Origin of the sequence: Flavobacterium profundi, assembly GCF_006491645.1 — a bacterium.
GTDB lineage: Bacteria > Bacteroidota > Bacteroidia > Flavobacteriales > Flavobacteriaceae > Flavobacterium > Flavobacterium profundi.
In genome coordinates this window covers 197,888-220,764 of the sequence record NZ_VDCZ01000003.1, presented here as the reverse complement: position 1 = coordinate 220,764, position 22,877 = coordinate 197,888, and the positions used below count along the sequence as shown (strand labels likewise).

Below are 22,877 nucleotides of genomic sequence, written 5' to 3'. Positions count from 1 at the left end.
CCGAAACGCTTGGCGAAAGGCTAATTTCGTGGATGACTAATACATTAAATAAACCTCTAATGCCACACTTTAATAAGTTATTGATTGTAATGATGTTGTTCGTTTCTAAAACTTTTGCACAACAAACTTTTCACAACCCCATTATTAAGAAAACGATTTCTCAACAATGGGAATTAGATAGTATCGATAGAAAAGGAACTTTTCGTTTGGTATCGTATAGACCTATCTATTTTGCCGCTGCCCGATGGTCTACAAAAAAAAATGAAGCACCGTTTAATGAAAGTGGCGAATTTGCAACAGATGATACCAATATATTTGATAATATAGAAGCAAAATTTCAAATTAGTTTTAAGACAAAAGTAGTGGAAGGTTTATTTTTTGGAAAAGGAGATTTGTGGGTGGCTTATACCCAAAAAGCACATTGGCAAGTATACAATAAAAAACTATCTCGTGCTTTTAGAGAATTAAATTATGAACCTGAAATTATTTTTAATTTCCCTATGCACGTCGATTTATGGGGAGGAAAAATTAGAAATTTTGGTTTTATTTTAAATCATCAGTCTAATGGTAAAGATATTCCTACTTCTAGGAGTTGGAATCGGATCATTTTTAATATTGGTTACGAATATAAAAATTGGAATGTTAATTTCAGACCTTGGTATCGTATGCCAGATGAAGAAGATGAAAATCCAGGAATTACACAATTTATTGGAGATGCGGAACTAGAAGTAGGAGCAAATTTTGGCAAGCATGAATTTTATACGATTATGTCGCATTCTTTTTCGACTCTAAAAAAAGGGAATATTCAATTGAATTATGTTTTTCCTATTCGAGGCCATTTGAGAGGGCATGCACAAGTGTTTCATGGGTATGGGGAAACCTTAATCGATTATAATGTACGTCAAACGACTTTAGGAATTGGAATTTCTTTTGCAAATTGGTAAATTTTTTAATTATAATTGAATGCGCTTGGTTTTCAAAGGTATCAAAAACAGCCTATTGTTATGAATTAAAACCTATAAGGTATTAGAAAGAGGCTTTGTGGTAGTAATTTAAACCTTTTTGGTATTATAAAGAAGCTATTAGATATTAAGAAGGAGCTTTTAGGTAGTAATTAAAAGCTATAAGCTATTAAAAAGAAGCTTTTTGGTATTAAGAAGAAGCTTTCAGGTGGTAATTAAAAGCTTTGAGCTATTAAAAAGAAGCTCTAAGGTAGTAATTAATAGCTTTTAGGTATTAGAAAGAAACTTTTAGATTCTTTTTGGAAATTGGTAAAATTATTTTCGCAACATTTTCGATTTCATTTTACTAAAGAATTCAGGGGTTACACCAATATAAGAAGCAATTTGTTTCTGAGGAACCTTTAGAATTAAACCCGGATAGCGATTGCAAAATTTTTCGAATCGTTCTTCTGCAGACAGACTCAAATTATCCATTAATCGCTCTTGGTGGGCAACCAATGATTTTTCCATTAAAATGCGAAAAAAACGTTCTAATTTTGGAATTTCATGATATAAAATTTCCTGATTTTCTTTGGATAATACAACTACTTCTGCATCTTCCAATACTTCAATAAATAAATTCCCTGGCTTTTGAGAAAGTAAACTGTACATGTCACCAATCCACCAACCTTCGCAGGCAAAATGCAACACATGTTCTACAATATGATCATTAATATTGAAACTTCTTACAATACCCGAATTAACAAAATAAGAATGTTTGCATATTTCACCAGCACTATGTAACAATGTCTTTGCTTTAAATTCTTTGACTTCTGTTTTGGAAAGAATGAACTCTTTCTCACTATCGGTAAGTGGCGTTATTTTGGAAATATTGTCTAAAATTAAAGCCATTATTTTGTTCTTTTTGGAAGTAATTTAAAATGAGTCACAACAAACACCGTATCTTTAATGGTACCTATAACTTCCGCTTTGCGAATCGCTTGACAAAAACCATCTTCGGCATGAGCGTCTCCGTGTTTGTCGATATGTGTGCCTTCAACAAAATACGCTTTTCCGTCTATTCTAACGGCTAAATCACAACCGTTACCTTTCATTCCAAATTGGCATTGCCCACAAGACGCTTCTACAATTTGTTTTTTATTAGTTGGTTTTTTCTCTTGTGCAACCGCAATATTTAGTAAAAACAAAGCTAACAATAGCAGGATTTTTTTCATGATTAGTATGTTTAGAAAGGCTAATTTACTCTTTTCATAGTAATTTAAAAAAGTTATTTGTATATCTTTGAGAATTAATTTTTTAGAATACTATATGAAAAAAATACTACTATCATTTTTTATTTTATTTCAAATTTCACTTTTTGCACAAATTTCAGATTTGCATAATTGTGCAGGAAATAATGTATTTGATTTAACTTCTCAAGAAGCCATTTTAATTGGATCCCAAAATCCAGAAGACCTAATAATTACCTATCATGTTAGCCTTGTAGATGCGCAAAATAATGTAAATGCCATTGCAAACCCTTCTTCTTATACAAGTGTTCCTAGTCCTGAAGCCATTTATGTTAGAGTTGAAAATACCAATACAACATCGGTGGTTTATGAAACATTTAATTTGATTGAGAATTATGAGATAGTGGTAACTGCTTTTATTGAGTCTAACGGTTGTGCAACTGGTGCTACAATAAGAGTAAGTGCTGTTGGAGGTTCGGGAGAATATATCTATGATTATACCTCTGTAATTCCAGCTGGCCCAGTATTTGGAAATCAAATAGTAGGTTTACCACCTGGTGATTATTATATTTCTGCAACTGATTTTTTGGGATGTGTTGGTTATGTGTTAATTACGGTTCCTTCTCCTGAACCTATTATAGCTACTGCATTTCTAGAATCTTATGATTGTATGTCTAACGGAACCATTACGGTTCAAGCAACTGGAGGAAGTGGTATCTATCAATATTCAATTGATGGTGGTGTAGCGCATCAAACTAGCCCTACTTTTACAAATTTACCAGAAGGAACTTATTTTATAGCTGTAATGGATAGCAATGGATGCACCGCTATTACTAATAGTATCCAAATTGTACAACCCAACCCTATTACAGCAACACTTCAAATAGTGGGGAATACAGTGCATATTATAAATGTTATGGGTGGTAGTCCTCCTTATTTTTATTCTATAGATGGTATTTCAAGTTTAAGTCCAGAGTTTTCTTATGTCTCTTCGGGCAATCATTGTTTTGAAGTTACTGATAGCTTTGGTTGTCTTTTTACAGAATGTGTAACTATTGATCCTATTTTTGATATAGAATCTAATGGGATCTATCAAGATTACAACAATGATGGTTTTGTAAATATAGGCGATGTGATTACCTATACTTTTTCACTTACAAACACGCAACCCTTAGCCCTTACTAATATTACATTAGATGCTTTTGGTTTGTCAACTAATGGCGCTACTTTGGCTGCATTATCTGGTGGTGCTACCGATACTACTACTTTTACGGCTACTTATGTGTTAACACAAGAAGACATTAATGCAGGCTATGTTACGCGTGATTTTTTATTTAATGGAACTTACGATGGAAATTCAACTTCTAATTGGGTTGTAGAAATAACCCCGTTAGCTATAACAGATGGAATACAACTAAATGCTTTTTTAGATAGTAACGGAAATAATATACAAGATAATGGTGAACGAAATATTAATGTAGGTTCATTTGAATACCAAATTAATAATGGCAATACCATACATGTTGAATCCTCAAACGGGATATATTATTTATATGAAACGAATGCTTCCAATACTTATAATTTGAGTTATACTCTTGATGCAGCCTATCAGAATTTTACAGTAACACAAAATAATTATACGAATATTACTGTCCCTGTAAATTCAGGTGTTACAACTTATAATTTTCCTATTTTAGGTGATTATAGCCCAGATTTACAAGTGTTTCTCAACCAGTATGGGGCGCCTCCTAGGCCAGGGTTTGTTTACCAAGAGAAAATTATGTACAGAAATAATGGTAATATGGTAATGAATGGAACGATTACTTTTACCAACGATGCCATCGTATCAATAACCAATGTTTCTGAACCTGGATTTGTTACCAATGCCAATGGGTTTAGTTATAACTTTACTAATTTATTGCCTAATGAAACGCGTTATATTTATGTTAGAATGCAAACACCAACGATTCCAACTGTAGCATTAGGAGATATTATAACCAATTCGGTTACTATAACACTTCCTACAGGAGATATTAATCCTAATAATAATGAAGCTACGTTATCGCAAGTTGTGGTTGGTTCCTATGATCCAAACGATAAAACAGAAGTACATGGTGGAAAAATTGTCTATGCCGATTTTACTTCTTCTGATTATTTAACCTATACCATTCAGTTTGAAAATACAGGAACAGCGAATGCTATAAATGTAAAAGTAGATGATGCTTTAGATGCTATGTTAGATGTTGCAACCCTTAAAATGATAGATGCGAGTCATAACTATAACTTAATCAAAGAAGGCAATAATTTGAGTTGGAAATTTGATGGTATCGATTTACCACCATCTGTTGCAAATACAACCATTGGTAAAGGTTATATTGTTTTTCAAATTAAACCCATGTCTGGTTATGCAATCGGCGATATAATTCCAAATACAGCTGAGATTTATTTTGATTTTAATCCGGCCATTGTAACCAATACTTTTACGACTGAATTTGTTGAGACTTTAGGAATATCCGATTTTAAGAAAAATGCTTTTGTGGTTTACCCAAATCCTGCCACGAATGAGTTATTTATACATTCTAAGACAAATGATGCTATTGAAGCTGTAGTTTTGGTTGATGTTTTAGGAAAAACAATCTATCAAGAAGTTGTAAAGGCTACTTTTTCTAGAATAGACATTTCAAGTTTTCAAAAAGGAATTTACTTCTTAAAAGTAACCCATAACGGATATGAAGAAACTCTGAAAATTATCAAACAATAATAAAATAGAAAAGCCCAAATTAATTTTTGGGCTTTTTTTATGTTATTTCATTAAGAATTTACAGAGACTAATTTTGCTGTTTCTTTGGCTCTTTCTGTAATCGTTTCAATAGGAGTTTCTATTGTGTCATGGGTTAAAACCACACCCATTCTTCGATAGGGTCTAGAGGTGGGTTTTCCAAAAATTCTAAAATCGGTTTTGGATAATGCCGCTACTTTTTCAATACCGCTATAGGTGGGTTGACTTGAATTTTCAGAAGCCAAAATAACTGCGCTAGCACCGTTTCTTTCCAAAGTAATTTCAGCAATAGGTAAGCTTAAAATGGCACGCAGATGTAATTCAAATTCGTTGAAATTTTGCGTGTTGGCTAAAGTTACCATGCCTGTATCATGTGGTCTTGGTGATAATTCAGAGAAATACACACCTTCTTTAGTTAGAAAAAATTCCACTCCAAAAAGACCAGCGCCACCCAATGCTTCGGTAACTTTTCTTGCCATGTCTTGTGCTTCAGTAAGTGCTACTTCAGAAATAGTTGCAGGTTGCCAACTTTCCTGATAATCACCTCTTTCTTGTCTGTGACCAATGGGCGCACAAAATAAAGTAGGCAAACCGTCATTTTGAGTTACAGTTAAAAGTGTAATTTCTGAATCAAAGGTTACAAAGGCTTCAACAATTACTTCAACAACATCTCCACGAGAACCTTCAACCGCATAATTCCAAGCTTTTTCAATATCTTCTGTTGATTTTATGGTAGATTGTCCTTTACCAGATGAACTCATCAAAGGTTTTACCACACAAGGAATGCCAACTTCTTTTACGGCTTCTTCTAATTCTTTTGCGGTTGTAGCATAACGATAATTGGCAGTACGCAGGCCTAATTCTTTAGCAGCTAAATCACGAATGGCTTTTCGGTTCATCGTAAAATTAGCGGCTTTTGCTGAAGGAACTACTGTAATACCTTGTTTTTCATAATCGTAAAAGCGTTCGGTGCGAATGGCTTCTATTTCTGGGACAATAAAATCAGGTTGGTGTTTGGCAACAATTCGATCTAATTCAGTTCCATCTAACATATTTATTACTTCAAATTGGTGTGCCACTTGCATTGCGGGTGCATTTTCATAATTATCCACTGCTATTACATGCTGTCCAATGCGTTGAGCGGCAATTACAAACTCTTTTCCAAGTTCTCCAGAACCAAGAAGTAAAATTTTTTTAGTCATTGTAGTGTGTGTTTCAGTTTAAGTTGAAACAAAATTAAGTTTTTAAAACGTAAAAAAAAATTGAACCACTTTTTTTAAAAGGGTTCAATTTTTTAGAAGCTTTATTGAAATTATTCTAGATTTTTAGCGATTTTAAAACCAGCTAACAATCCTAAACCAGCACAAATAAAAATGAAACTTGGGTAAATAGGTCCGTTTTCAATTTTAAACATATTATCAGCTACTAAAGCTAATAGTATTCCCGTACCAATACCAATCATTAAACAAGCCAGATTAATAACAATGATTTTCCAAATAGGCACACCTGAAGTGCTATTTGAAAAAAAGATGTTGGCATCAACTCCTTTTTCAATAAGTGCTAATCGTTCTTTGTTGCGCGTGTTTAAGAACAAATAAAAGATTCCAAAAATGGATAAAAACATAACTGGCACAATAATAATTTCTGATCCCATAACTTTTCGTTTTTTAATTGATTAAATTGAATGTGTTTTTAGTCTATGACGACAAGAGTTAAATTCAGGTTACACTTTTTTTGTTTTTTTTAAAATGGTGTAACCAAAATAAGCAAATAGCAGTCTTACCTAAATATGATTCATACGGAAGATCAAATTTATATACAAAAAGTATTACAAGGTGATACACAATCTTTTACTGTTTTAGTAGACAAGTATAAAGATTTGGTATTTACTATTGCTATGAGGATGCTTAAAAACAGAGATGAAGCAGAAGAAGCAGCCCAAGATATTTTTATAAAAGTGTATAAATCGTTACCAAAATTTCAAGGCAATTCTAAATTTTCCACTTGGGTATATAAAATTGCTTACCATACTTGTTTGGATGTTTTAAAAAAATATAAAAAAGAAACATTAGCCGTTTCCTTGGAAAATTATAAAGGAAATGAAGTGTCAGAATTGGAAAGTGTGTTTCATGTATTAGTCCAACAAGAACAGCAAGAACTAATTCAAAAATGTCTTGCGATATTGCCTTATGAAGAAAGTATATTGTTAACTTTATATTATTATGAGGAGCAATCTTTAGAAGAAATAGCAAGAGTACTAAACATTAGTTCGAATAACGCTAAAGTGAAACTATTCAGAAGTAGAAAAAAATTGGAGACAATTTTAAGAATGCAATTACCAACTGAAATTATCGAGAATTATGAAAGAAGAAATAAATAACGAAGATTTTATCAAGGAATTGATGCGTAAATCCCATTTAGAATCACCATCTGAAGGATTTACATTACAAGTGATGCAACAAATTGAAAAAGAGGTAGTTGTTCGAAAATTGTACACGCCATTAATAACTAAGAAAATGTGGCTAATAATTACTGTTTTATTTGCCTTTTTCTTAAGTATAGCCTTTTATTTTTTAGGAAATCTAGAAACTAAAAATACAACTGCATCCCTTTTTCAAAATGTATTTCAAAATAGCTGGGATAAATTATTTTTGAGCATTAGATTTTCAAAAACCCTTACTTTTTCTCTAGTCCTATTTTTTATATGTAGTCTTTTACAAATGTTTTTCATTACGTCTTATTTTAATCGAAAGACAAAATTATAATGCAAAACAATTCGATAATAAATGAAAGCGAACTAATAGTTCGCTTTTTTTGTAACCATAGTAGTCTTTTTAAAGTCTAAAAAAGTATTCATCATCAATCAAAATTATATGAGAACAGTTACAAGCCTTTTTCTAATTGCTTTTTTAGCTTTTCAGGTTAATAGTTATTCGCAAATTGCTGCATCTAAAATGGATAGTATTATTGGTCAAACATTTAAAGAAAATGAACCTGGAGGTGTTTTTTTGGTAGCAAAAGGTCAAGAAATTCTCTATAGAAAAGCTTTTGGTAAAGCCAATTTAGAATTAGATGTTAGGATGCAACCTGATTTTGTTTTTGAAATCGGTTCCATGACAAAACAGTTTACTGCAGTAGCAATTGCCATGCTAGAGGAACAGGAAAAATTAGAGTTTGAAGATGAAATTGTACAATATCTTCCAGATTACCCCACTCAAGGTAACAAAATTACGATTCATCATTTGTTAACGCATACTTCAGGAATTAAAGATTTTACAAAGATAAAAACCATTAATGAGATTGCTAAAAAAGAAGTAACACCTCAAGAATTGATTGCCTTTTTTAAAGAAGACCCCATGGATTTTAAATCAGGAGAAATGTACAAATACAATAACTCAGGCTATGTCATTTTAGGTTCTATTATTGAAATTGTTTCGGGTCAATCCTATGCTGAATTTATTCAAGAAAACATTTTTAAGCCTTTAAATATGAGTTCTTCCTCGTATGCGAGTCATGAAAAAATAATTAAAAAAAGAGTTTCAGGTTATCATTTAAAAGAAGAATTTATCAATAATAGATTCATTAGTTTTAGTTTGCCATATGCTTCAGGATCTTTATTGTCTACTGTTGATGATTTATTAAAATGGCAAATAGCTCTTGAGGCAAATACATTGGTAAAACAAAAAACAAAAGAGATGATTTTTAAAAATTATACCTTAAATAACGGAGAAGCAATAGCGTATGGATATGGTTGGCATATTATTAAAAGAGGAGAAAGTCTTACTTATGAGCATGGTGGCAGTATTTTTGGTTTTAAGTCGATGGCAATATATTTGCCTGAAAAAAAAATATATGTAGTAGGGTTAAGTAATTGTGATTGTCATTCTCCTACAACAATTGTGAAAGATATTGCTTCTTTATATAGAAATTAATTCTTCTTAAATGAAAAAAGGAAACCGTTTTAGGTTTCCTTTTTATATATTTATTATCTATTATAATATTAAGATAAAGCTTCTTTTATTCTACGTAATGCTTCTTTTAATAAATCTTCGCTAGTAGCATAAGAAAAACGAATACAATTTGGATTTCCAAATGCTTCACCCGTTACAGTCGCAACATTAGCTTCTGCTAAAAGATACATAGAGAAATCGGTTGCGTTTTCAATTTTAGTTCCTTTTAATGTTTTACCAAAGAATTCAGACACATCTGGAAATACGTAAAATGCACCTTCAGGAACATTAATTTTTAAACCTGGGATTTCTCGAATTAATCCCACTACTAAATCTCTTCTTTTGTGAAAGGCATCTACCATATGGTTTAATACTTTTGGATCTGCTTCCACAGCTGTAATAGTAGCTCTTTGCGCAATACTATTAGCACCACTGGTTACTTGTCCTTGAATTTTAGTACATGCTTTTGCTATAAATTCAGGAGCACCAATGTATCCAATTCTCCATCCTGTCATCGCAAATGCTTTTGCTACACCATTAACAGTAATTGTTCTTTCTTGCATTCCTGGAATGGAACCAATACTACAAAATGTTCCAGAGAAATTAATATGTTCGTAAATTTCGTCAGAAACTACATAAATATTAGGATGTTTTTCTAAAACCTTACAAATGGCGGTTAATTCTTCTTTGTTATAAACAGAACCACTTGGGTTACAAGGAGAACTAAACCACATCATTTTTGTTTTCGGAGTAATTGCTTTCTCCAATTGTTCTGGAGTTATTTTAAAATCACTTTCGACTGAAGTGGGTACTTCAACTGGTGTACCACCCGAAAGTTTAATAATTTCAAAATACGATACCCAATAAGGAGCGGGTAAAATAACTTCGTCTCCTTCGTTTAACATTACCTGAGCAATATTATATAAGGATTGTTTTGCTCCTGTTGAAACCACAATGTTTGCAGGTTTATAATCTAAATCATTATCACGTTTGAATTTTTCACAAATCGCTTCTTTTAATTCAACATAACCGTCAACAGGACTGTAGGTGCTGTAATTTTCATCAATTGCTTTTTTGGCAGCCTCTTTAATGAAATCAGGTGTGTTAAAATCGGGTTCACCTAAACTTAAGCTAATAATATCTTTTCCTTGTGCTTTTAATTCTCTAGCTAAAGCGGCCATTGCTAGTGTTTGCGATGTAGATAAATTGTTAATTCTATCTGATAATGCGTTCATTGTGTAGTTTGTTAATTATAGTTTATAGAAAAGACGCGATTGCTCGCGTCTCAATTTTATGTTAATTGTGGTTGTTGACCTAGTTGTTTGAGATGCTTGAAATGTGCAATAATAGCGCTTCTAGTTGTCTTGTATTCGTAATAAGGTAGGTTGCATTCTTTAGCAGTTTGTTTTACTATTTCTGCAATTTTACCATAATGAATATGACTAATATTTGGAAAAATATGATGTTCAATTTGATGATTTAATCCACCAGTATACCAATTTACAATCCAATTTTTTGGAGCAAAGTTTGTAGTAGTAAATAATTGATGAATTGCCCAAGTGTTTTCAATTTCTCCGGTTTCAGCTGAAGGAATTGGATTCGTAGTTTCCTCTACAACATGAGCTAACTGAAAAATAATACTTAAGATTAATCCAGCTGTATAATGCATCACGAAGAAACCAATTAATACTTTCCACCATACAATTCCCATTACCATTGGAATTACTATCCAAATGGAAAAATAAATAATTTTAGTAATAACTAAAGTAGTCCATAAGATTTTTGGACTTTTTAATGTACCATATGAGAGATTTCTTTTTAAATACCCGCTCATTTGTTTAAAATCAGTTGTTAAAGCCCAATTGAATGTTAATAATCCGTATAAAAACACAGAATAATAATGTTGGAACCTATGGAATTTATACCACTTCGCTTCATTGGTAAAACGAATAATTCTTCCTGCATCTAAATCTTCATCATGACCTGGTATGTTCGTATAAGTGTGATGTAAAACATTATGTTGTACTTGCCAGTTGTATACATTTCCAGCTAAAATGTAGATACTTCCTCCCATAAATTTATTTACCCAAGATTTGGTTGAATACGATCCATGATTACCATCGTGCATTACATTCATCCCAACTCCTGCCATTCCTACACCAATAGTGATGCTTAAAAGTAAATAAACCCAAAAAGGCATTTCTAAAGAAATTAAAAAGAAATAGGGTGCTAAAAATAAAGTAAACATTATAATTGTTTTTAAATGCAACTTCCAGTTGCCCGTTCTTTTTAAGTTTCTTTCCTTAAAATAATCGTTAACTCGTTTATTTAAAGTTCTGAAAAACTTAGCGTTATCTGTTTTTGAGAAAATAGGGGTTTTTGTATTCATTTTTTTTAATCTAAAGCTTTGTTTGTGACCAAAGATAATAATTATCTCTATTAGACTTCGTATTTTAACCTAATTGTTTGTTAAAAAATGTATTTTTGCAACAAAAAAAAGCAATGGAGTTAATTTTAAAATATTTCCCTAATCTTACCGAGCATCAAATGAAGCAATTTGAGATGTTAAAAGAGCTGTATGAAGATTGGAATGCCAAAATAAATGTAATTTCAAGAAAAGATATTGAAGAATTGTATGTGAGACATGTACTGCATTCTTTAGGGATAACTAAAATTTTAGAATTTAAAAAAGGGAGTAAGATTATGGATGTGGGAACAGGAGGAGGCTTTCCAGGAATTCCATTAGCGATTATGTATCCTGAAGTTGAATTTTATCTTATTGATGTAATTGCAAAGAAAATAAAAGTTGTTCAAGAAGTAGCTAAGGCTTTAGAGTTAAAAAATGTAGTTGCGGAACAGAAAAGAGCCGAATTGGTAAAATGGAATTTTGATTTTATTGTAAGTCGTGCCGTTACTAATATGCCTGATTTTGTGAAATGGGTTGCTGATAGAACCGTTAAAGATTCGAAACACGAATTGAAAAATGGAATCTTATATTTAAAAGGCGGTGATTTAGCAGATGAATTGACAGCTTTTCCCAATGCGGTTCAATATAATTTAGCTGATTTTTTTGAAGAAGATTTTTTTGAAACTAAAAAAGTAGTCTATTTGCCTTTAAAACATAAGAAATAATATCTTTTTGATAAAGATTAAGGAGTTTTATTTTTTAAATAATCTTTTATAAGGATTGGTGTTGCATCATAAATTAGTAATTTTCCATTTTGATTAAAAAGAAATCCTTTTGGATATGCTCCACAATTAAAACTGTTATTTATTTCAACAGTTGATATTCCATTAGTCCAATTCATTTGATATTTTTCTACAAATTCATTTATTTTTTTTAAATCAAATCTTCTTTCGGCATGAATAGTAATTATTTCTAAATCATTAGAATACTCATTCTTCATTTTTTTTATTTCAGGTATCATTGCAATACAAGGAGTACACCAAGTTGCCCAAAACTCAACATATATCAATTTGTCTTGATCTTTGAAATCAATAAATTTTAAACTCTTATTTTCTAAATTTGTAAAATTTAAATTCGGAATTCTACTAATCATTTTATTTTCATTAGGAATTTTATAATTAGAATCTAGTTTCTTAATTTTAGCTTTGTAACTAGTCTTGGTTTTTATAATATTTTCAACAGAAAAAGCAATACCATTATTAGAAAATAATCTTGAACTTTTTATTCCTAATTTATTGTTGAAATTTATATTTTTCGGTTTGTCATGACAACTAGGGCTTATAAATAGTATATCTGTAGAATCATTAAATACTTTATTATGGTTAGAATCAATTAAAAAAAGCGAAATAGTATCATTTTCAAAATTAAATCTTGCATTTAAAGTATTATAATCATTATAGACTACTTCATCCTTTAATAAATCAAGTGAATCATAACTTATAAAGTTAATAGTCATTGGTTTTTTAAATTCAATTTCAATCTTATTTTTTGTTTTTTTGTTACATGAAAGTATTGTTAATAAAATAAAAAATATAGTTATTCGTATCATGATTTTAATATTCTACTAAAAATTTTGAATTAAAATTTCAGAAAACTAAGTTGTTTATTGTATTATAAACAACTTAATTTGATTAATGTTTGTGTTTTTTAAAATTATGGACAATAGACTTCTTTTCCTAAAACATTGTAGTGTGTTACTGTTCCATTGTCATTAAAGCATGTAATAATAATGTCGTTTGATGAATTACCATTAGCGTCTACCATGGTCCCGAATTCTTTGTAACATGTTCTTTCAGAACCGTTTATTTTTTTCATTTGATTTTTAGAAAGTATTTTAACACTTTCTAAATTTAGAATCGATTTTTTCATAATTTAAGATTAAAATAAACAAAAATTCTCAAGTATTTATTGTCAGTTGAGTTCCTGACATTTTCAAATATAATTTTAAATTCCTTTTTATCATAGATTTCGAATAGTTATTTTTTTGTTAATTTAAATGGATGCTTTTTTTAAAAAGATTTGCTTTTAAATGAATAGTATAAAAAACGCTATCTTTTCGATAGCGTTTTTTATATAAAATAGTTCTTTTAATTTCCTAAGAAAGGATATCTATAATCTTCTTGTGTAACAAAGGTTTCTTTAATTGTTCTTGGAGAAACCCAACGTAATAAGTTCAATACCGAACCTGCTTTGTCATTTGTTCCAGATGCTCTAGCACCTCCAAAAGGTTGGCAACCTACAACTGCACCAGTTGGTTTGTCATTAATGTAGAAGTTTCCTGCGCAATTTTGTAAAGCTACAGTCGCTTCTTCAATGGCAAATCTATCGGTACTAAACACGGCTCCGGTTAAAGCGTATTCAGAAGTTTCATCTACTAATTTTAGGGTTTCAGACCATTTTGCATCTTCGTATACATAAATAGTAACTACTGGGCCAAATAATTCAGTTTCCATTGTGGTGTATTTTGGATTTGTAGTCAAAATAACCGTCGGTTCAATAAAATATCCTTTTGATTTGTCATAGTTTCCACCAAAAATAACTTCTGCATCGGCATCTTTTTTAGCTTGATCAATGTAAGAGGTTAATTTATCGAAAGAACCTTCATGAATTACAGCGGTAATGAAATTTGACATATCTTCTGGAGATCCCATTTTCATTGATTTTAAATCTGTTTCCAATTGATTCTTCACTGCAGGCCACAAACTTTGTGGAATATAAACTCTTGAAGCGGCACTACATTTTTGACCTTGGAATTCAAAAGCGCCTCGTGTAATACCAGTAGTTACTTGTTTTGCATTAGCAGATGGATGTGCAATGATAAAATCTTTACCACCAGTTTCGCCTACAATTCTAGGATAAGTTTTGTAGGTGTCGATGTTATTTCCAATTTTAGCCCAAATGTCTTTGAATACATGGGTGGAACCCGTGAAATGAATGCCTGCAAAATCTGGACTAGCTAAAATAGTATCTGTAATCATGATAGCATCACCAAATACTACATTGATTACGCCATTTGGTAATCCTGCTTCTTTGAAAATATCAATAATTACTTTTGCAGAAAACACTTGGCTATCACTTGGTTTCCAAACGACTACATTCCCCATCATAGCCGCACTAGCGGGTAAGTTGGCTGCAATAGCTGTAAAGTTAAAAGGAGTAATTGCATAGATAAAACCTTCTAAAGGTCTATGTTCTAATCTGTTCCAAGTTGAAGAATCAGAATTTGGTTGTTCTTTGTAGATTTGTGTCATGTATTCCACATTGAAACGTAAGAAATCAATTAATTCACAAGCTGCATCAATTTCTGCTTGATGAATCGTTTTAGATTGTGCAATCATCGTTGCTGCATTAATTTTTGCGCGGTAAGGTCCAGCAATTAATTCGGCAGCTTTTAAAAAGATGGCTGCTCTGTTTTCCCATGATATGGCTGCCCATTTTTTTCTGGTTTCAAGAGCGTTATCTATGGCTTGTGTAATATGTGATTTTTCTGCTAAATGGTAAGTTCCTACAATATGTTGGTGGTCATGAGGAGCCGACATGTTACGGGTATTACCTGTTTTTATTTCTTGGTCACCAATGTATAATGGAACCTCAATTTTGGAATTCCACATTTCTTTGTAAGCATTTGCAACTGCTTCTCTTTCTTTTGAGCCAACTGCATATGCTTTAACAGGTTCATTTACTGCTTTTGGAACGTTAAAAAATCCTTTTAACATAAGATATTATTTTTAATGAATTAGTATATGTTGATGGGCAAATTTAAGAAAAAAATAATGGATAGTAGGCAACAATTGTTGCAGAAAAAAGAGTACTAAAATTAATTTAAAGCAAAAGGAGCACTAAACTTAAAAGTAGGAATGATAACTCTAAAACTTTTTGTAGTTGTAAAGTTAATCATGTTGTAAAAACCTTTCATGGCTCCAATAGGAGAAGATAACAAACAGCCAGAGGTATACGTGTGTGTTTCACCTGGCTTTAAAACTGGTTTTTTTCCAACAACTCCTTCGCCATCCACAATTTCTTTGTTGTTAAGGGCATCGTAAATTTCCCAATGTCTAGTGTTTAATTGTACTGAATCTTTACTATGGTTTTCAATTTTTATTTCGTAACTGAAGGCAAAGTGAATCTTGTAGTTTTTGAAGTAAGTGCCTTCAAAACTAGTCTGAACAGAAATTTTAATGCCTTTTGTTATTTGTGTTACCATTTTAAAATAAAAGTATTCCTAAGAATATCATTATCAATGATGAAATTAATAAAAATATACCAAATAGTGGGTTCAAAATTATGAATTTTAAAACGGTTTTCCAACGATTTTGTTGATAAAAATTACGTAGTGATCGATAAAGGTAATATGGGAATATGAATAATGTGCTTATAGCAATTAAAAATTCGGAAATAGTTTCGCTAAAAAAACCAATAAAATTGAATAATATGAGGCAAATAAAAAGGAATGTAAAAAAGGTATAAGAAAATATTAAGTGTTCCGTGTAATTTATTTTTTTAGAATAAAAGACCATCCAAAAGATAATGGTGATTATTGGTAAAGATAAAAAGATTAAAAAGGGTAGTTTTTGATAGAAATATTCTGCTAATTCGTTTTTAATATTATTAGTTTTGAATAAAATAGATTTACTGTATAAAAAATGATTTAATTGCGAATCGTCATAACCTAATTCTTTTAGGGCTTGACTGGTTGTTTTGTTAGGATATTTAATGTGGAAATTCCGAAAAGAGCTAAATTTATAATAGAAGCCTACCGAACTTTTGTCAAGTTCTTGTTTGGTGTAAATAGAATCTTTATTAAGATTCTGATATTTTTCAAGTTCATTTTTTAATTGTGAAACATTTGTAACGGTGATACTATCGTTTACTACATCCGCTATTTTTTTTGGGTCATTAATATTGATTGTGTTGTTGGTCTTGGATTGAGAATCAGAAAATTTTTCTGCTAAACTTATGGTTAAAAACAGTAAAATGGAAACACTTAAAAACAAACGAAAAGGATTCGCGTATTTTTGTCTTTTCCCTTCATTGAATTCTTTAGCTAAAATGCCAGGTTTGGTAAACATGGAAACAATGGAATTTCTTAATCTAGAATCATACGCATAGAAATTAGATAGAAATTCTTCGATAAAATCGGATATAGTGAGTCTTTTAGTAGAATTCAATTGACCACAATGATGGCAATATTTTTCGCTACTATCTAATGGTGTTTCGCAGTTTAAACATTCGTAACCACGATATTGTTTGAATTTTCTCTGAATCATTAGTTTCTTATTCCTTCACTATTAGTGTTTGAGATGCCTATTACACGATGGTAACGATCATTATTTCCTTTGTAATATACTATTATGGTGTAATTATTTTCAGTTTGATAATAGTTTCCGTCAATAGCATTTTGATAATCAATCTTTTTGTTTTTGTCTAAAAGAGTATACAGATAATTAGTGTAACCTTGTTTGATTAAAATTGCCTTTTCAAATAATCCAGATTCTTCATTGTAGGACATTTTATTCTCTTCGTTTGTAGCGTAATTATTAAACATTCCTGTTACATAAATAGATTCATCATGAAACATATTCGGTGCGTCAAGTGTAAAATAGACCCAAGAATAATCGGCTCCTACTTCAGAGTTTTCAGAATTACTGTTTAAGACTATAAAGTTGCCATTAAAGTCTGGAAAATAGGTATATACGCCATTTTTTCTGGCTTTGTTAACATAGAGATGCGAGTTGTAAATATCGCCAGCTGTTACTCTAGAAACCGTATTGTTGGTTACTCTAATTTGAGAATTATCTAAGGTGTAAAATTCATTTCCAGCCCAAAATTGAGTTTCTTTGTTGTATTTGTAAATTAATTCAGAGCCAATGGTGTATTGGGGTTTTATATTTGAGATTTGTTCTTTCCAATTGCCATTTTTAAAAATTGTAATTTTTACATTTTGAATTGGGTTTTGAAGTAATAAATCACCATAATTGATGGCAATTTCAATGTTTTGTTTTTCATTTAAACTCTCAAAATCACGTGCTCTTCGTACTTCAGTTGCTACTCTGACTTCTTCTTCATAAATGATAAATTTTCTTGAAAAAACCAACTCTTGTTCGTCGTTAAAAATTTTTATGATATAGTTTCCGCTTTTGGTTATGCGGTTGTATTTGTTTGGAAATTGTTGGCGATAATGTGAATACAATTGAAGTGTATTGAAAGAATTTTCATAGGTAATTATTCTTTGGTTGTCCAATCCGGTTAGGTATTCCACTTTGGCTAAAGTGGTGGGAGTCCAATCATAATTATATTGAGTAATGGTGTAATAGTAATCTGCTTCATTTCCAAATAAATCATCAAATTGCAGTTCAAACGTTTCACCTAATCTAAAAAAAGGTAAAACGTTTTTATTATTTTGAACAAATGAAATGGTTTTGATATTATAAGGAGGCTCAGATTCGTTTTCAATTTGGGCATAAATAGCTGTTAATGAAAGGAAATATAGGAGTAGTATGGTTTTTTTAATCCACATGTTTTTTGTTCTTTTTGTAAAAATAGTAAATCTCTAAATAGTAATGCAAAATTTATGCTGTAATGAATGTTTTTTAGTAATTTAGAATAAGTATAAATAATGAAAATCAATTGCTATATTTTTGGAGTAGTGTTTCTTAATTAATTAAATTTGCACGTTTTATAAAATAGTACTAACCATATCTTCAATAAACATGTCAAAAGACATTCGAATTAAAAAAGGTTTAGACCTTAAGTTGAAGGGTGAAGCGGAAAAACAACTTTCAAATGCTACCCGATCGAAAGTCTATGCTATTAAACCTTCTGATTTTCATGGGGTCACTCCTAAAATGATTTTAAAGGAAGGAGCTACTGTAAAAGCTGGTGAAGCTATCTTTTTTTCTAAGAAAGATGAAGCTGTAAAGTTTATATCGCCAGTAAGTGGAACCATTCAAGAAATTATTCGTGGAGAAAAAAGAGTTATTCTAGAGATTAGAATACTTGCTGATTCTCAAGATGTCTACGTAGAGCATAGCAAAATAAATCCAAAATCTTCGTCGCGTTCTGAAGTTAAAGAACATTTGTTAGCTTCTGGTTGTTGGCCATTCATTAAACAACGTCCGTATGATGTTGTTGCGAATTCGGCAGATACACCTAAAGCTATTTTTGTTTCTGGTATCCATTCGGCACCTTTAGAAGGGGATTTAAATTTTGTTTTAAATGGAAAAAAAGACGCTTTAGAAGCTGGCTTTGCTGTTTTAACAAAGTTAACTTCAGGAAAAGTTCATGTAACAGTGGATTCAAAAACTGATTTTATGCCTTCGACAGAAGGAGTTGTGGTGCACAAAGGGCAAGGTGTACATCCTGTAGGATTAGTATCTACTCAAATTGCTAAAATTGATCCTATCAATAAAGGTGAGAAAGTTTGGACTGTTCAAATAGAAGATGTAGCTGTTATTGGTGAATTGTTCTTAACAGGAAAGTTTAATGCGGAAAGAATAGTTGCATTAACAGGTACTGGTTTTGAAAGACCTTCTTATGTGAAAGCTTTAATAGGTGCTCAAATTAGTGATGTTGTTGCTGGAAATTTAAAAGAAGGTAATTACAGAATTATTAGTGGAAACGTTTTAACTGGTGATAAGAAAACTAAAGAAGATGCTTTAGGATTTTATCATAGTCAAATTACTGTTATTCCAGAAGGTGACGATTACGATTTCTTTGGTTGGAATATTCCAAGACCTAATAAATTTAGTGTTTACAGAGCTATGATGTTCTCGTTTTTAACACCAAATAAAAAATACGACTTAAATACAAATACAAACGGAGAGCACAGAGGTTTTGTGTTAACTGGAGAGTATGAAAAAGTTTGTCCGCTTGATATTTACCCAATGCAATTATTGAAAGCTATTTTGGTTAAAGATATTGACCAAATGGAAGCCTTAGGTATTTATGAAGTCGCTCCTGAAGATTTTGCTTTAACAGAATTTGTTGATGTTTCAAAACAAGATCATCAGAGAATTGTGAGACAAGGATTAGACTTAATGATTAAAGAAGTAGGTTAATCCCTTTAAGAAATTTAAAATCACAAAAAATGAGTTTGAAACAAAATTTACATAATTTAAAAGAAAAGTATCGCGGTACTAAAATGGAACAATCGTTCAATGCATTGCACACTTTTCTTTATATGCCTAACATAACAACACATTCTGGTTCACATGTTAGAGATGCTGCCGACTTAAAACGTGTAATGAACACGGTTATTATGGCAATGGTTCCTGTTTTATTATTCGGAATGTTTAATGCAGGTTACCAAATGAATGGACAAATTAATGGTTTTGAAGCTGTTGATTTTTTCACATTAGACAACTTTTTAGTTGGATTGAAAAAAATACTTCCATTATTAGTAGTTTCTTATGGAGTTGGTTTAGGTATCGAATTTATCTTTGCTACGGTTAAAAAACACGAAGTAGAAGAAGGATATTTAGTAACGGGTATGTTAGTGCCTCTTATTGTTCCTATTGATTTACCTTTATGGATGTTAGCTGTTGCAGTTGCATTCGGAGTAATTATTGGTAAAGAATTATTTGGAGGGACGGGTATGAATGTCTTAAATCCAGCATTAACAATTCGTGCATTTTTATTCTTTAACTGGGCAGCATGGATGTCTGGAGATAAAGTTTGGGTGCATGGTGCTGTTGATGGTTTAAAAGCTTCAAATGGTGTTGATGCTATTTCTGGAGAAACTATTTTAGGAGCTTTAGCTCAAAATAAACCACTTCCTGAGCATTGGGATGCAATGAACTCATTCTTTGGATTCATTCCTGGGTCAGTTGGAGAAACTTCTACGTTTTTAATTGTATTAGCGGGTTTATTCTTGATTTTAACAGGAATTGGAAGTGCTCGTATAATGATTTCTGCAGTTATTGGTGCTGCAGTAATGGGATTAATCTTTAATGGATTAGTAGATTCTGGAGCTATCGTAGAAGGAAGTAAGTTCTATGGTCTAATGCACTTACCATTTTGGCAACACTTATTAATAGGTGGTTTGGCTTTTGGTATTGTATTTATGGCAACAGACCCTGTATCAGCATCGCAAACGAATACAGGTAAAATCATTTATGGATTCTTAATCGGTTTATTCTCTATATTAATTCGTGTTTTCAATCCTGCTTATCCAGAAGGGGTTATGATGGCAATTTTATTAATGAACGTATTTGCTCCTACAATTGATCATTATGTTGTTCAGGCAAACGTGAAGCGAAGAATGAAACGATTAAAACTTAAAACTGCTTAATTATGTCAACAAAACGTACAGATTCAAACATATATACTATTGTATTCGCAGTAATATTAGTAGTAGTGGTGGGTTCTTTGTTGGCATTCTTTGCAAATGCAACAAAAGACATGCGTGTTAACAATGATAAAGTTAAAACGCAATTAGATATTTTAAGTTCAATAGGAGTAGAAGCAACTCGTGCGAATGCAACAGAGATGTTCAATCAATATATCAAAAAACAATTTGTTGTTGAAGGAACAACTGCTACAGAGGATGCAGAAGCTTATTTAATTGATGTTAAAAAAGAGCAAAATGCTGCTAAAGAAGGTAAAACACAACGTTTGCCTATTTTTGAAGCAGAAAAAGACGGAAAAACAATCTACATTGTTCCTGTAAGAGGTAACGGTTTATGGGATGCTATTTGGGGATATGTTGCTCTTAATGATGATTTAAAATCAATTTATGGTGTTTTCTTTGACCACAAAGGTGAAACACCAGGTTTAGGAGCTAATATTACAGAGCCTTTCTTTAAAGATGATTTTAAAGGAGAAATGATTTATGGCCCATCTGGAGATTTTAAATCGGTAACGGTTTCTAAATCGAATGGAGATCCTAATAATACAGACAAAACCGATAACGAAGTGGATGCAATTTCTGGTGCTACAATTACTGGAAACGGTGTAACAGCAATGTTGAAAAAAGGTTTAGGTTTGTATTTACCTTACTTTGAAACCCTTAAAAAATAAAACTATGGCAGATACTAAAACAAAAGAAAAAGAGCCATTGTTCTCAAAAAAGAATCTTGGACTTGTAAAAGATCCTTTAGCAGATAATAACCCAATTACAGTTCAGGTATTAGGTATTTGTTCTGCTTTGGCAATTACAGCAGAATTAAAAGCTTCTGTTATTATGGCTTTATCGGTGATATTCGTTACGGCTATGGGTAACGTAGTGATTTCATTAATGCGTAATATCATACCTAACTCTATTCGTATTATTACTCAATTAGTGGTAGCGGCAACATTAGTAATCTTGGTAGATTTAACGTTGAAAGCTTTTGTTCCCGATTTAGCAAAAAAATTATCGGTTTTCATTGGATTAATTATTACGAACTGTATTATCATGGGACGATTTGAAGCATTCGCTTTGGGTAACACACCCTGGAAATCCTTTTTAGATGGTATTGGTAACGGATTAGGATATGGAGTTATCTTGGTAATTGTTGGTTTTTTTCGTGAATTATTAGGTTCTGGTGACTTATTTGGTTTAGGAAAAACATATTTAGGACACCCTTTACTAGGAAATCCAATTAAAGGCGAACTTTCAGGTTTATATGCCTTAGGATATGAAAACAATGGATTCATGTTATTAGCACCAATGGCTTTAATTACATTGGGTCTAATTATTGGTTTCCAACGTTCAAGAAATAAAAGTTTAATTGAAGAAACACACTAAGAAATGGATTTATTACAATTATTTTTAAAGTCAATTTTTATTGATAATATGGTATTTGCCACGTTCTTAGGAATGTGTTCTTACTTAGCGGTTTCTAAAAAAGTATCTACTGCTGTAGGACTTGGAGCTGCGGTAATCTTCGTTATGTTAGTAACGGTACCATTAAACTACTTATTAGATCAATACTTACTTAGACCAGGAGCTTTAGTATGGTTAGGGGATGAGTATGTAGATTATGATTTAAGCTTTTTAACGTTTATTCTATTTATTGCGACTATTGCTACAATGGTTCAATTAGTAGAAATGATTGTGGAGAAATTTGCGCCTGCTTTATACAATTCATTAGGTATTTTCTTACCCTTAATTGCTGTAAACTGTGCCATTTTAGGAGGATCTTTATTCATGCAACAAAAAGAGTTCAATAATATTACGGAAGCAACAGTATATGGAGTAGGTTCTGGTATTGGATGGTTTTTAGCAATTTTAGCTATTGGTGCCATTCGTGAAAAAATCAGATATTCTAATGTGCCACCTGCTTTCAGAGGATTAGGTATTACTTTTATCTTGACAGGTTTAATGGCTATCGGATTTATGTCTTTCGGTGGAATGTTAACGGGTGGTGATGAAGCTCCTAAGAAAGAAGTTGTGGAAGCAATTCCTCCAACCGAAATGAAAGAAGTGACTCCAGTTGAAGAAGTAAAAACAGACTCGACTGCTGTGGAAACTGTAAAAGATTCATTAACCGAAATAGCACAAAATTAATT

The 22,877-nt window shown here is 31.5% G+C and carries 23 protein-coding genes; 11 read left to right on the top strand and 12 right to left on the bottom strand.

Translation table 11 applies throughout. The annotated features are described in order from the left end of the window. Nucleotides 1–59: 59 nt before the first annotated feature. Entirely contained in the window at nucleotides 60–944 is an 885-nt protein-coding gene (locus FHG05_RS06135) for a phospholipase A (protein WP_140997138.1), read from the top strand. Between the two features lie 333 nt (nucleotides 945–1,277). Here FHG05_RS06135 and FHG05_RS06130 read toward each other — a convergent pair whose 3' ends face one another. After that, nucleotides 1,278–1,853 carry a Crp/Fnr family transcriptional regulator gene (locus tag FHG05_RS06130; RefSeq protein ID WP_140997137.1) on the bottom strand — a complete coding sequence of 192 codons (576 nt, stop codon included), beginning with the start codon at nucleotides 1,851–1,853 and terminating at the stop codon, nucleotides 1,278–1,280. Then, on the bottom strand, nucleotides 1,853–2,176 hold the full coding sequence (locus FHG05_RS06125) for a DUF6370 family protein (RefSeq protein ID WP_140997136.1): 324 nt from the start codon (nucleotides 2,174–2,176) through the stop codon (nucleotides 1,853–1,855). Before FHG05_RS06125 ends, FHG05_RS06130 begins: the two co-directional genes overlap by 1 nt. Before the next feature lie 94 nt (nucleotides 2,177–2,270). On the opposite strand from FHG05_RS06125, the gene FHG05_RS06120 reads away from it, so the two are divergent. Next, nucleotides 2,271–4,952, top strand: coding sequence for a T9SS type A sorting domain-containing protein (locus tag FHG05_RS06120; protein WP_140997135.1), 2,682 nt, complete (start codon nucleotides 2,271–2,273; stop codon nucleotides 4,950–4,952). A 50-nt stretch (nucleotides 4,953–5,002) separates the two neighbouring features. On the opposite strand, the gene purT is transcribed toward FHG05_RS06120, so the two are convergent. Together purT and FHG05_RS06110 are read right to left on the bottom strand one after the other, a co-directional pair. Continuing rightward, nucleotides 5,003–6,172: a formate-dependent phosphoribosylglycinamide formyltransferase gene (gene purT, locus FHG05_RS06115; RefSeq protein ID WP_140997134.1), complete on the bottom strand. Its 1,170-nt coding sequence runs from the start codon at nucleotides 6,170–6,172 to the stop codon at nucleotides 5,003–5,005. Between the two features lie 110 nt (nucleotides 6,173–6,282). Further along, entirely contained in the window at nucleotides 6,283–6,624 is a 342-nt protein-coding gene (locus tag FHG05_RS06110; RefSeq protein ID WP_140997133.1) for a DUF6249 domain-containing protein, read from the bottom strand. A gap of 135 nt (nucleotides 6,625–6,759) precedes the next feature. Between FHG05_RS06110 and FHG05_RS06105 the strand changes: the two genes are divergently transcribed. From FHG05_RS06105 to FHG05_RS06095, 3 genes are all read left to right on the top strand, one after another. After that, nucleotides 6,760–7,350, top strand: a complete 591-nt coding sequence (locus FHG05_RS06105; protein ID WP_140997132.1) for an RNA polymerase sigma factor — start codon at nucleotides 6,760–6,762, stop codon at nucleotides 7,348–7,350. Then, nucleotides 7,331–7,735: a hypothetical protein gene (locus FHG05_RS06100; RefSeq protein ID WP_140997131.1), complete on the top strand. Its 405-nt coding sequence runs from the start codon at nucleotides 7,331–7,333 to the stop codon at nucleotides 7,733–7,735. The genes FHG05_RS06105 and FHG05_RS06100 overlap by 20 nt, the downstream gene beginning before the upstream one ends. Nucleotides 7,736–7,843: 108 nt before the next feature. Next, on the top strand, nucleotides 7,844–8,902 hold the full coding sequence (locus FHG05_RS06095) for a serine hydrolase domain-containing protein (RefSeq protein ID WP_140997130.1): 1,059 nt from the start codon (nucleotides 7,844–7,846) through the stop codon (nucleotides 8,900–8,902). A 68-nt stretch (nucleotides 8,903–8,970) separates the two neighbouring features. On the opposite strand, the gene FHG05_RS06090 is transcribed toward FHG05_RS06095, so the two are convergent. Both FHG05_RS06090 and FHG05_RS06085 read right to left on the bottom strand, forming a co-directional pair. Then, the gene (locus FHG05_RS06090) at nucleotides 8,971–10,155 is read right to left on the bottom strand and encodes a pyridoxal phosphate-dependent aminotransferase (protein ID WP_140997129.1); all 1,185 of its coding nucleotides are present in this window, start codon (nucleotides 10,153–10,155) and stop codon (nucleotides 8,971–8,973) included. Between the two features lie 56 nt (nucleotides 10,156–10,211). Then, nucleotides 10,212–11,309 carry a fatty acid desaturase family protein gene (locus FHG05_RS06085; RefSeq protein ID WP_140997128.1) on the bottom strand — a complete coding sequence of 366 codons (1,098 nt, stop codon included), beginning with the start codon at nucleotides 11,307–11,309 and terminating at the stop codon, nucleotides 10,212–10,214. 113 nt (nucleotides 11,310–11,422) lie between these two features. On the opposite strand from FHG05_RS06085, the gene rsmG reads away from it, so the two are divergent. After that, nucleotides 11,423–12,052, top strand: a complete 630-nt coding sequence (gene rsmG, locus FHG05_RS06080) for a 16S rRNA (guanine(527)-N(7))-methyltransferase RsmG (RefSeq protein ID WP_140997127.1) — start codon at nucleotides 11,423–11,425, stop codon at nucleotides 12,050–12,052. A 17-nt stretch (nucleotides 12,053–12,069) separates the two neighbouring features. Here rsmG and FHG05_RS06075 read toward each other — a convergent pair whose 3' ends face one another. From FHG05_RS06075 to FHG05_RS06050, 6 genes are all read right to left on the bottom strand, one after another. Further along, nucleotides 12,070–12,936: a TlpA family protein disulfide reductase gene (locus FHG05_RS06075; RefSeq protein WP_140997126.1), complete on the bottom strand. Its 867-nt coding sequence runs from the start codon at nucleotides 12,934–12,936 to the stop codon at nucleotides 12,070–12,072. Between the two features lie 104 nt (nucleotides 12,937–13,040). Beyond that, on the bottom strand, nucleotides 13,041–13,256 hold the full coding sequence (locus FHG05_RS06070) for a hypothetical protein (protein WP_140997125.1): 216 nt from the start codon (nucleotides 13,254–13,256) through the stop codon (nucleotides 13,041–13,043). Between the two features lie 218 nt (nucleotides 13,257–13,474). Then, complete coding sequence (gene pruA, locus FHG05_RS06065; RefSeq protein ID WP_140997124.1) at nucleotides 13,475–15,103, bottom strand: L-glutamate gamma-semialdehyde dehydrogenase; 1,629 nt, start codon at nucleotides 15,101–15,103, stop codon at nucleotides 13,475–13,477. A gap of 101 nt (nucleotides 15,104–15,204) precedes the next feature. After that, nucleotides 15,205–15,591: a Co2+/Mg2+ efflux protein ApaG gene (gene apaG, locus FHG05_RS06060; RefSeq protein ID WP_140997123.1), complete on the bottom strand. Its 387-nt coding sequence runs from the start codon at nucleotides 15,589–15,591 to the stop codon at nucleotides 15,205–15,207. 1 nt (nucleotide 15,592) lies between these two features. Continuing rightward, nucleotides 15,593–16,654, bottom strand: coding sequence for a DUF3667 domain-containing protein (locus FHG05_RS06055; RefSeq protein WP_140997122.1), 1,062 nt, complete (start codon nucleotides 16,652–16,654; stop codon nucleotides 15,593–15,595). Then, entirely contained in the window at nucleotides 16,654–17,904 is a 1,251-nt protein-coding gene (locus FHG05_RS06050; RefSeq protein WP_140997121.1) for a type IX secretion system plug protein, read from the bottom strand. Before FHG05_RS06050 ends, FHG05_RS06055 begins: the two co-directional genes overlap by 1 nt. 193 nt (nucleotides 17,905–18,097) lie before the next feature. Between FHG05_RS06050 and FHG05_RS06045 the strand changes: the two genes are divergently transcribed. The 5 genes from FHG05_RS06045 to nqrE are packed head-to-tail and all read left to right on the top strand — an operon-like array spanning nucleotide 18,098 to nucleotide 22,875. Further along, a complete protein-coding gene (locus FHG05_RS06045) occupies nucleotides 18,098–19,444 on the top strand; it encodes a Na(+)-translocating NADH-quinone reductase subunit A (RefSeq protein WP_140997120.1) in 1,347 nt (448 codons plus the stop codon). Nucleotides 19,445–19,473: 29 nt separating this feature from the next. Then, nucleotides 19,474–20,676, top strand: coding sequence for an NADH:ubiquinone reductase (Na(+)-transporting) subunit B (locus tag FHG05_RS06040; RefSeq protein WP_140997119.1), 1,203 nt, complete (start codon nucleotides 19,474–19,476; stop codon nucleotides 20,674–20,676). Between the two features lie 2 nt (nucleotides 20,677–20,678). Then, complete coding sequence (nqrC, locus tag FHG05_RS06035; RefSeq protein ID WP_140997118.1) at nucleotides 20,679–21,404, top strand: NADH:ubiquinone reductase (Na(+)-transporting) subunit C; 726 nt, start codon at nucleotides 20,679–20,681, stop codon at nucleotides 21,402–21,404. Between the two features lie 4 nt (nucleotides 21,405–21,408). Further along, nucleotides 21,409–22,113: an NADH:ubiquinone reductase (Na(+)-transporting) subunit D gene (locus FHG05_RS06030; RefSeq protein ID WP_140997117.1), complete on the top strand. Its 705-nt coding sequence runs from the start codon at nucleotides 21,409–21,411 to the stop codon at nucleotides 22,111–22,113. 3 nt (nucleotides 22,114–22,116) lie between these two features. Further along, nucleotides 22,117–22,875: an NADH:ubiquinone reductase (Na(+)-transporting) subunit E gene (gene nqrE, locus FHG05_RS06025; RefSeq protein WP_140997116.1), complete on the top strand. Its 759-nt coding sequence runs from the start codon at nucleotides 22,117–22,119 to the stop codon at nucleotides 22,873–22,875. Nucleotides 22,876–22,877 lie beyond the last annotated feature (2 nt).

What these genes read in the sequence shown, in the direction of transcription:
- FHG05_RS06135 (WP_140997138.1), top strand. Translation starts at nt 60, where the DNA reads ATGCCACACTTTAATAAGTTATTGATTGTAATGATGTTGTTCGTTTCT.
- FHG05_RS06130 (WP_140997137.1), bottom strand. Translation starts at nt 1,853, where the DNA reads ATGGCTTTAATTTTAGACAATATTTCCAAAATAACGCCACTTACCGAT.
- FHG05_RS06125 (WP_140997136.1), bottom strand. Translation starts at nt 2,176, where the DNA reads ATGAAAAAAATCCTGCTATTGTTAGCTTTGTTTTTACTAAATATTGCG.
- FHG05_RS06120 (WP_140997135.1), top strand. Translation starts at nt 2,271, where the DNA reads ATGAAAAAAATACTACTATCATTTTTTATTTTATTTCAAATTTCACTT.
- purT (WP_140997134.1), bottom strand. Translation starts at nt 6,172, where the DNA reads ATGACTAAAAAAATTTTACTTCTTGGTTCTGGAGAACTTGGAAAAGAG.
- FHG05_RS06110 (WP_140997133.1), bottom strand. Translation starts at nt 6,624, where the DNA reads ATGGGATCAGAAATTATTATTGTGCCAGTTATGTTTTTATCCATTTTT.
- FHG05_RS06105 (WP_140997132.1), top strand. Translation starts at nt 6,760, where the DNA reads ATGATTCATACGGAAGATCAAATTTATATACAAAAAGTATTACAAGGT.
- FHG05_RS06100 (WP_140997131.1), top strand. Translation starts at nt 7,331, where the DNA reads ATGAAAGAAGAAATAAATAACGAAGATTTTATCAAGGAATTGATGCGT.
- FHG05_RS06095 (WP_140997130.1), top strand. Translation starts at nt 7,844, where the DNA reads ATGAGAACAGTTACAAGCCTTTTTCTAATTGCTTTTTTAGCTTTTCAG.
- FHG05_RS06090 (WP_140997129.1), bottom strand. Translation starts at nt 10,155, where the DNA reads ATGAACGCATTATCAGATAGAATTAACAATTTATCTACATCGCAAACA.
- FHG05_RS06085 (WP_140997128.1), bottom strand. Translation starts at nt 11,309, where the DNA reads ATGAATACAAAAACCCCTATTTTCTCAAAAACAGATAACGCTAAGTTT.
- rsmG (WP_140997127.1), top strand. Translation starts at nt 11,423, where the DNA reads ATGGAGTTAATTTTAAAATATTTCCCTAATCTTACCGAGCATCAAATG.
- FHG05_RS06075 (WP_140997126.1), bottom strand. Translation starts at nt 12,936, where the DNA reads ATGATACGAATAACTATATTTTTTATTTTATTAACAATACTTTCATGT.
- FHG05_RS06070 (WP_140997125.1), bottom strand. Translation starts at nt 13,256, where the DNA reads ATGAAAAAATCGATTCTAAATTTAGAAAGTGTTAAAATACTTTCTAAA.
- pruA (WP_140997124.1), bottom strand. Translation starts at nt 15,103, where the DNA reads ATGTTAAAAGGATTTTTTAACGTTCCAAAAGCAGTAAATGAACCTGTT.
- apaG (WP_140997123.1), bottom strand. Translation starts at nt 15,591, where the DNA reads ATGGTAACACAAATAACAAAAGGCATTAAAATTTCTGTTCAGACTAGT.
- FHG05_RS06055 (WP_140997122.1), bottom strand. Translation starts at nt 16,654, where the DNA reads ATGATTCAGAGAAAATTCAAACAATATCGTGGTTACGAATGTTTAAAC.
- FHG05_RS06050 (WP_140997121.1), bottom strand. Translation starts at nt 17,904, where the DNA reads ATGTGGATTAAAAAAACCATACTACTCCTATATTTCCTTTCATTAACA.
- FHG05_RS06045 (WP_140997120.1), top strand. Translation starts at nt 18,098, where the DNA reads ATGTCAAAAGACATTCGAATTAAAAAAGGTTTAGACCTTAAGTTGAAG.
- FHG05_RS06040 (WP_140997119.1), top strand. Translation starts at nt 19,474, where the DNA reads ATGAGTTTGAAACAAAATTTACATAATTTAAAAGAAAAGTATCGCGGT.
- nqrC (WP_140997118.1), top strand. Translation starts at nt 20,679, where the DNA reads ATGTCAACAAAACGTACAGATTCAAACATATATACTATTGTATTCGCA.
- FHG05_RS06030 (WP_140997117.1), top strand. Translation starts at nt 21,409, where the DNA reads ATGGCAGATACTAAAACAAAAGAAAAAGAGCCATTGTTCTCAAAAAAG.
- nqrE (WP_140997116.1), top strand. Translation starts at nt 22,117, where the DNA reads ATGGATTTATTACAATTATTTTTAAAGTCAATTTTTATTGATAATATG.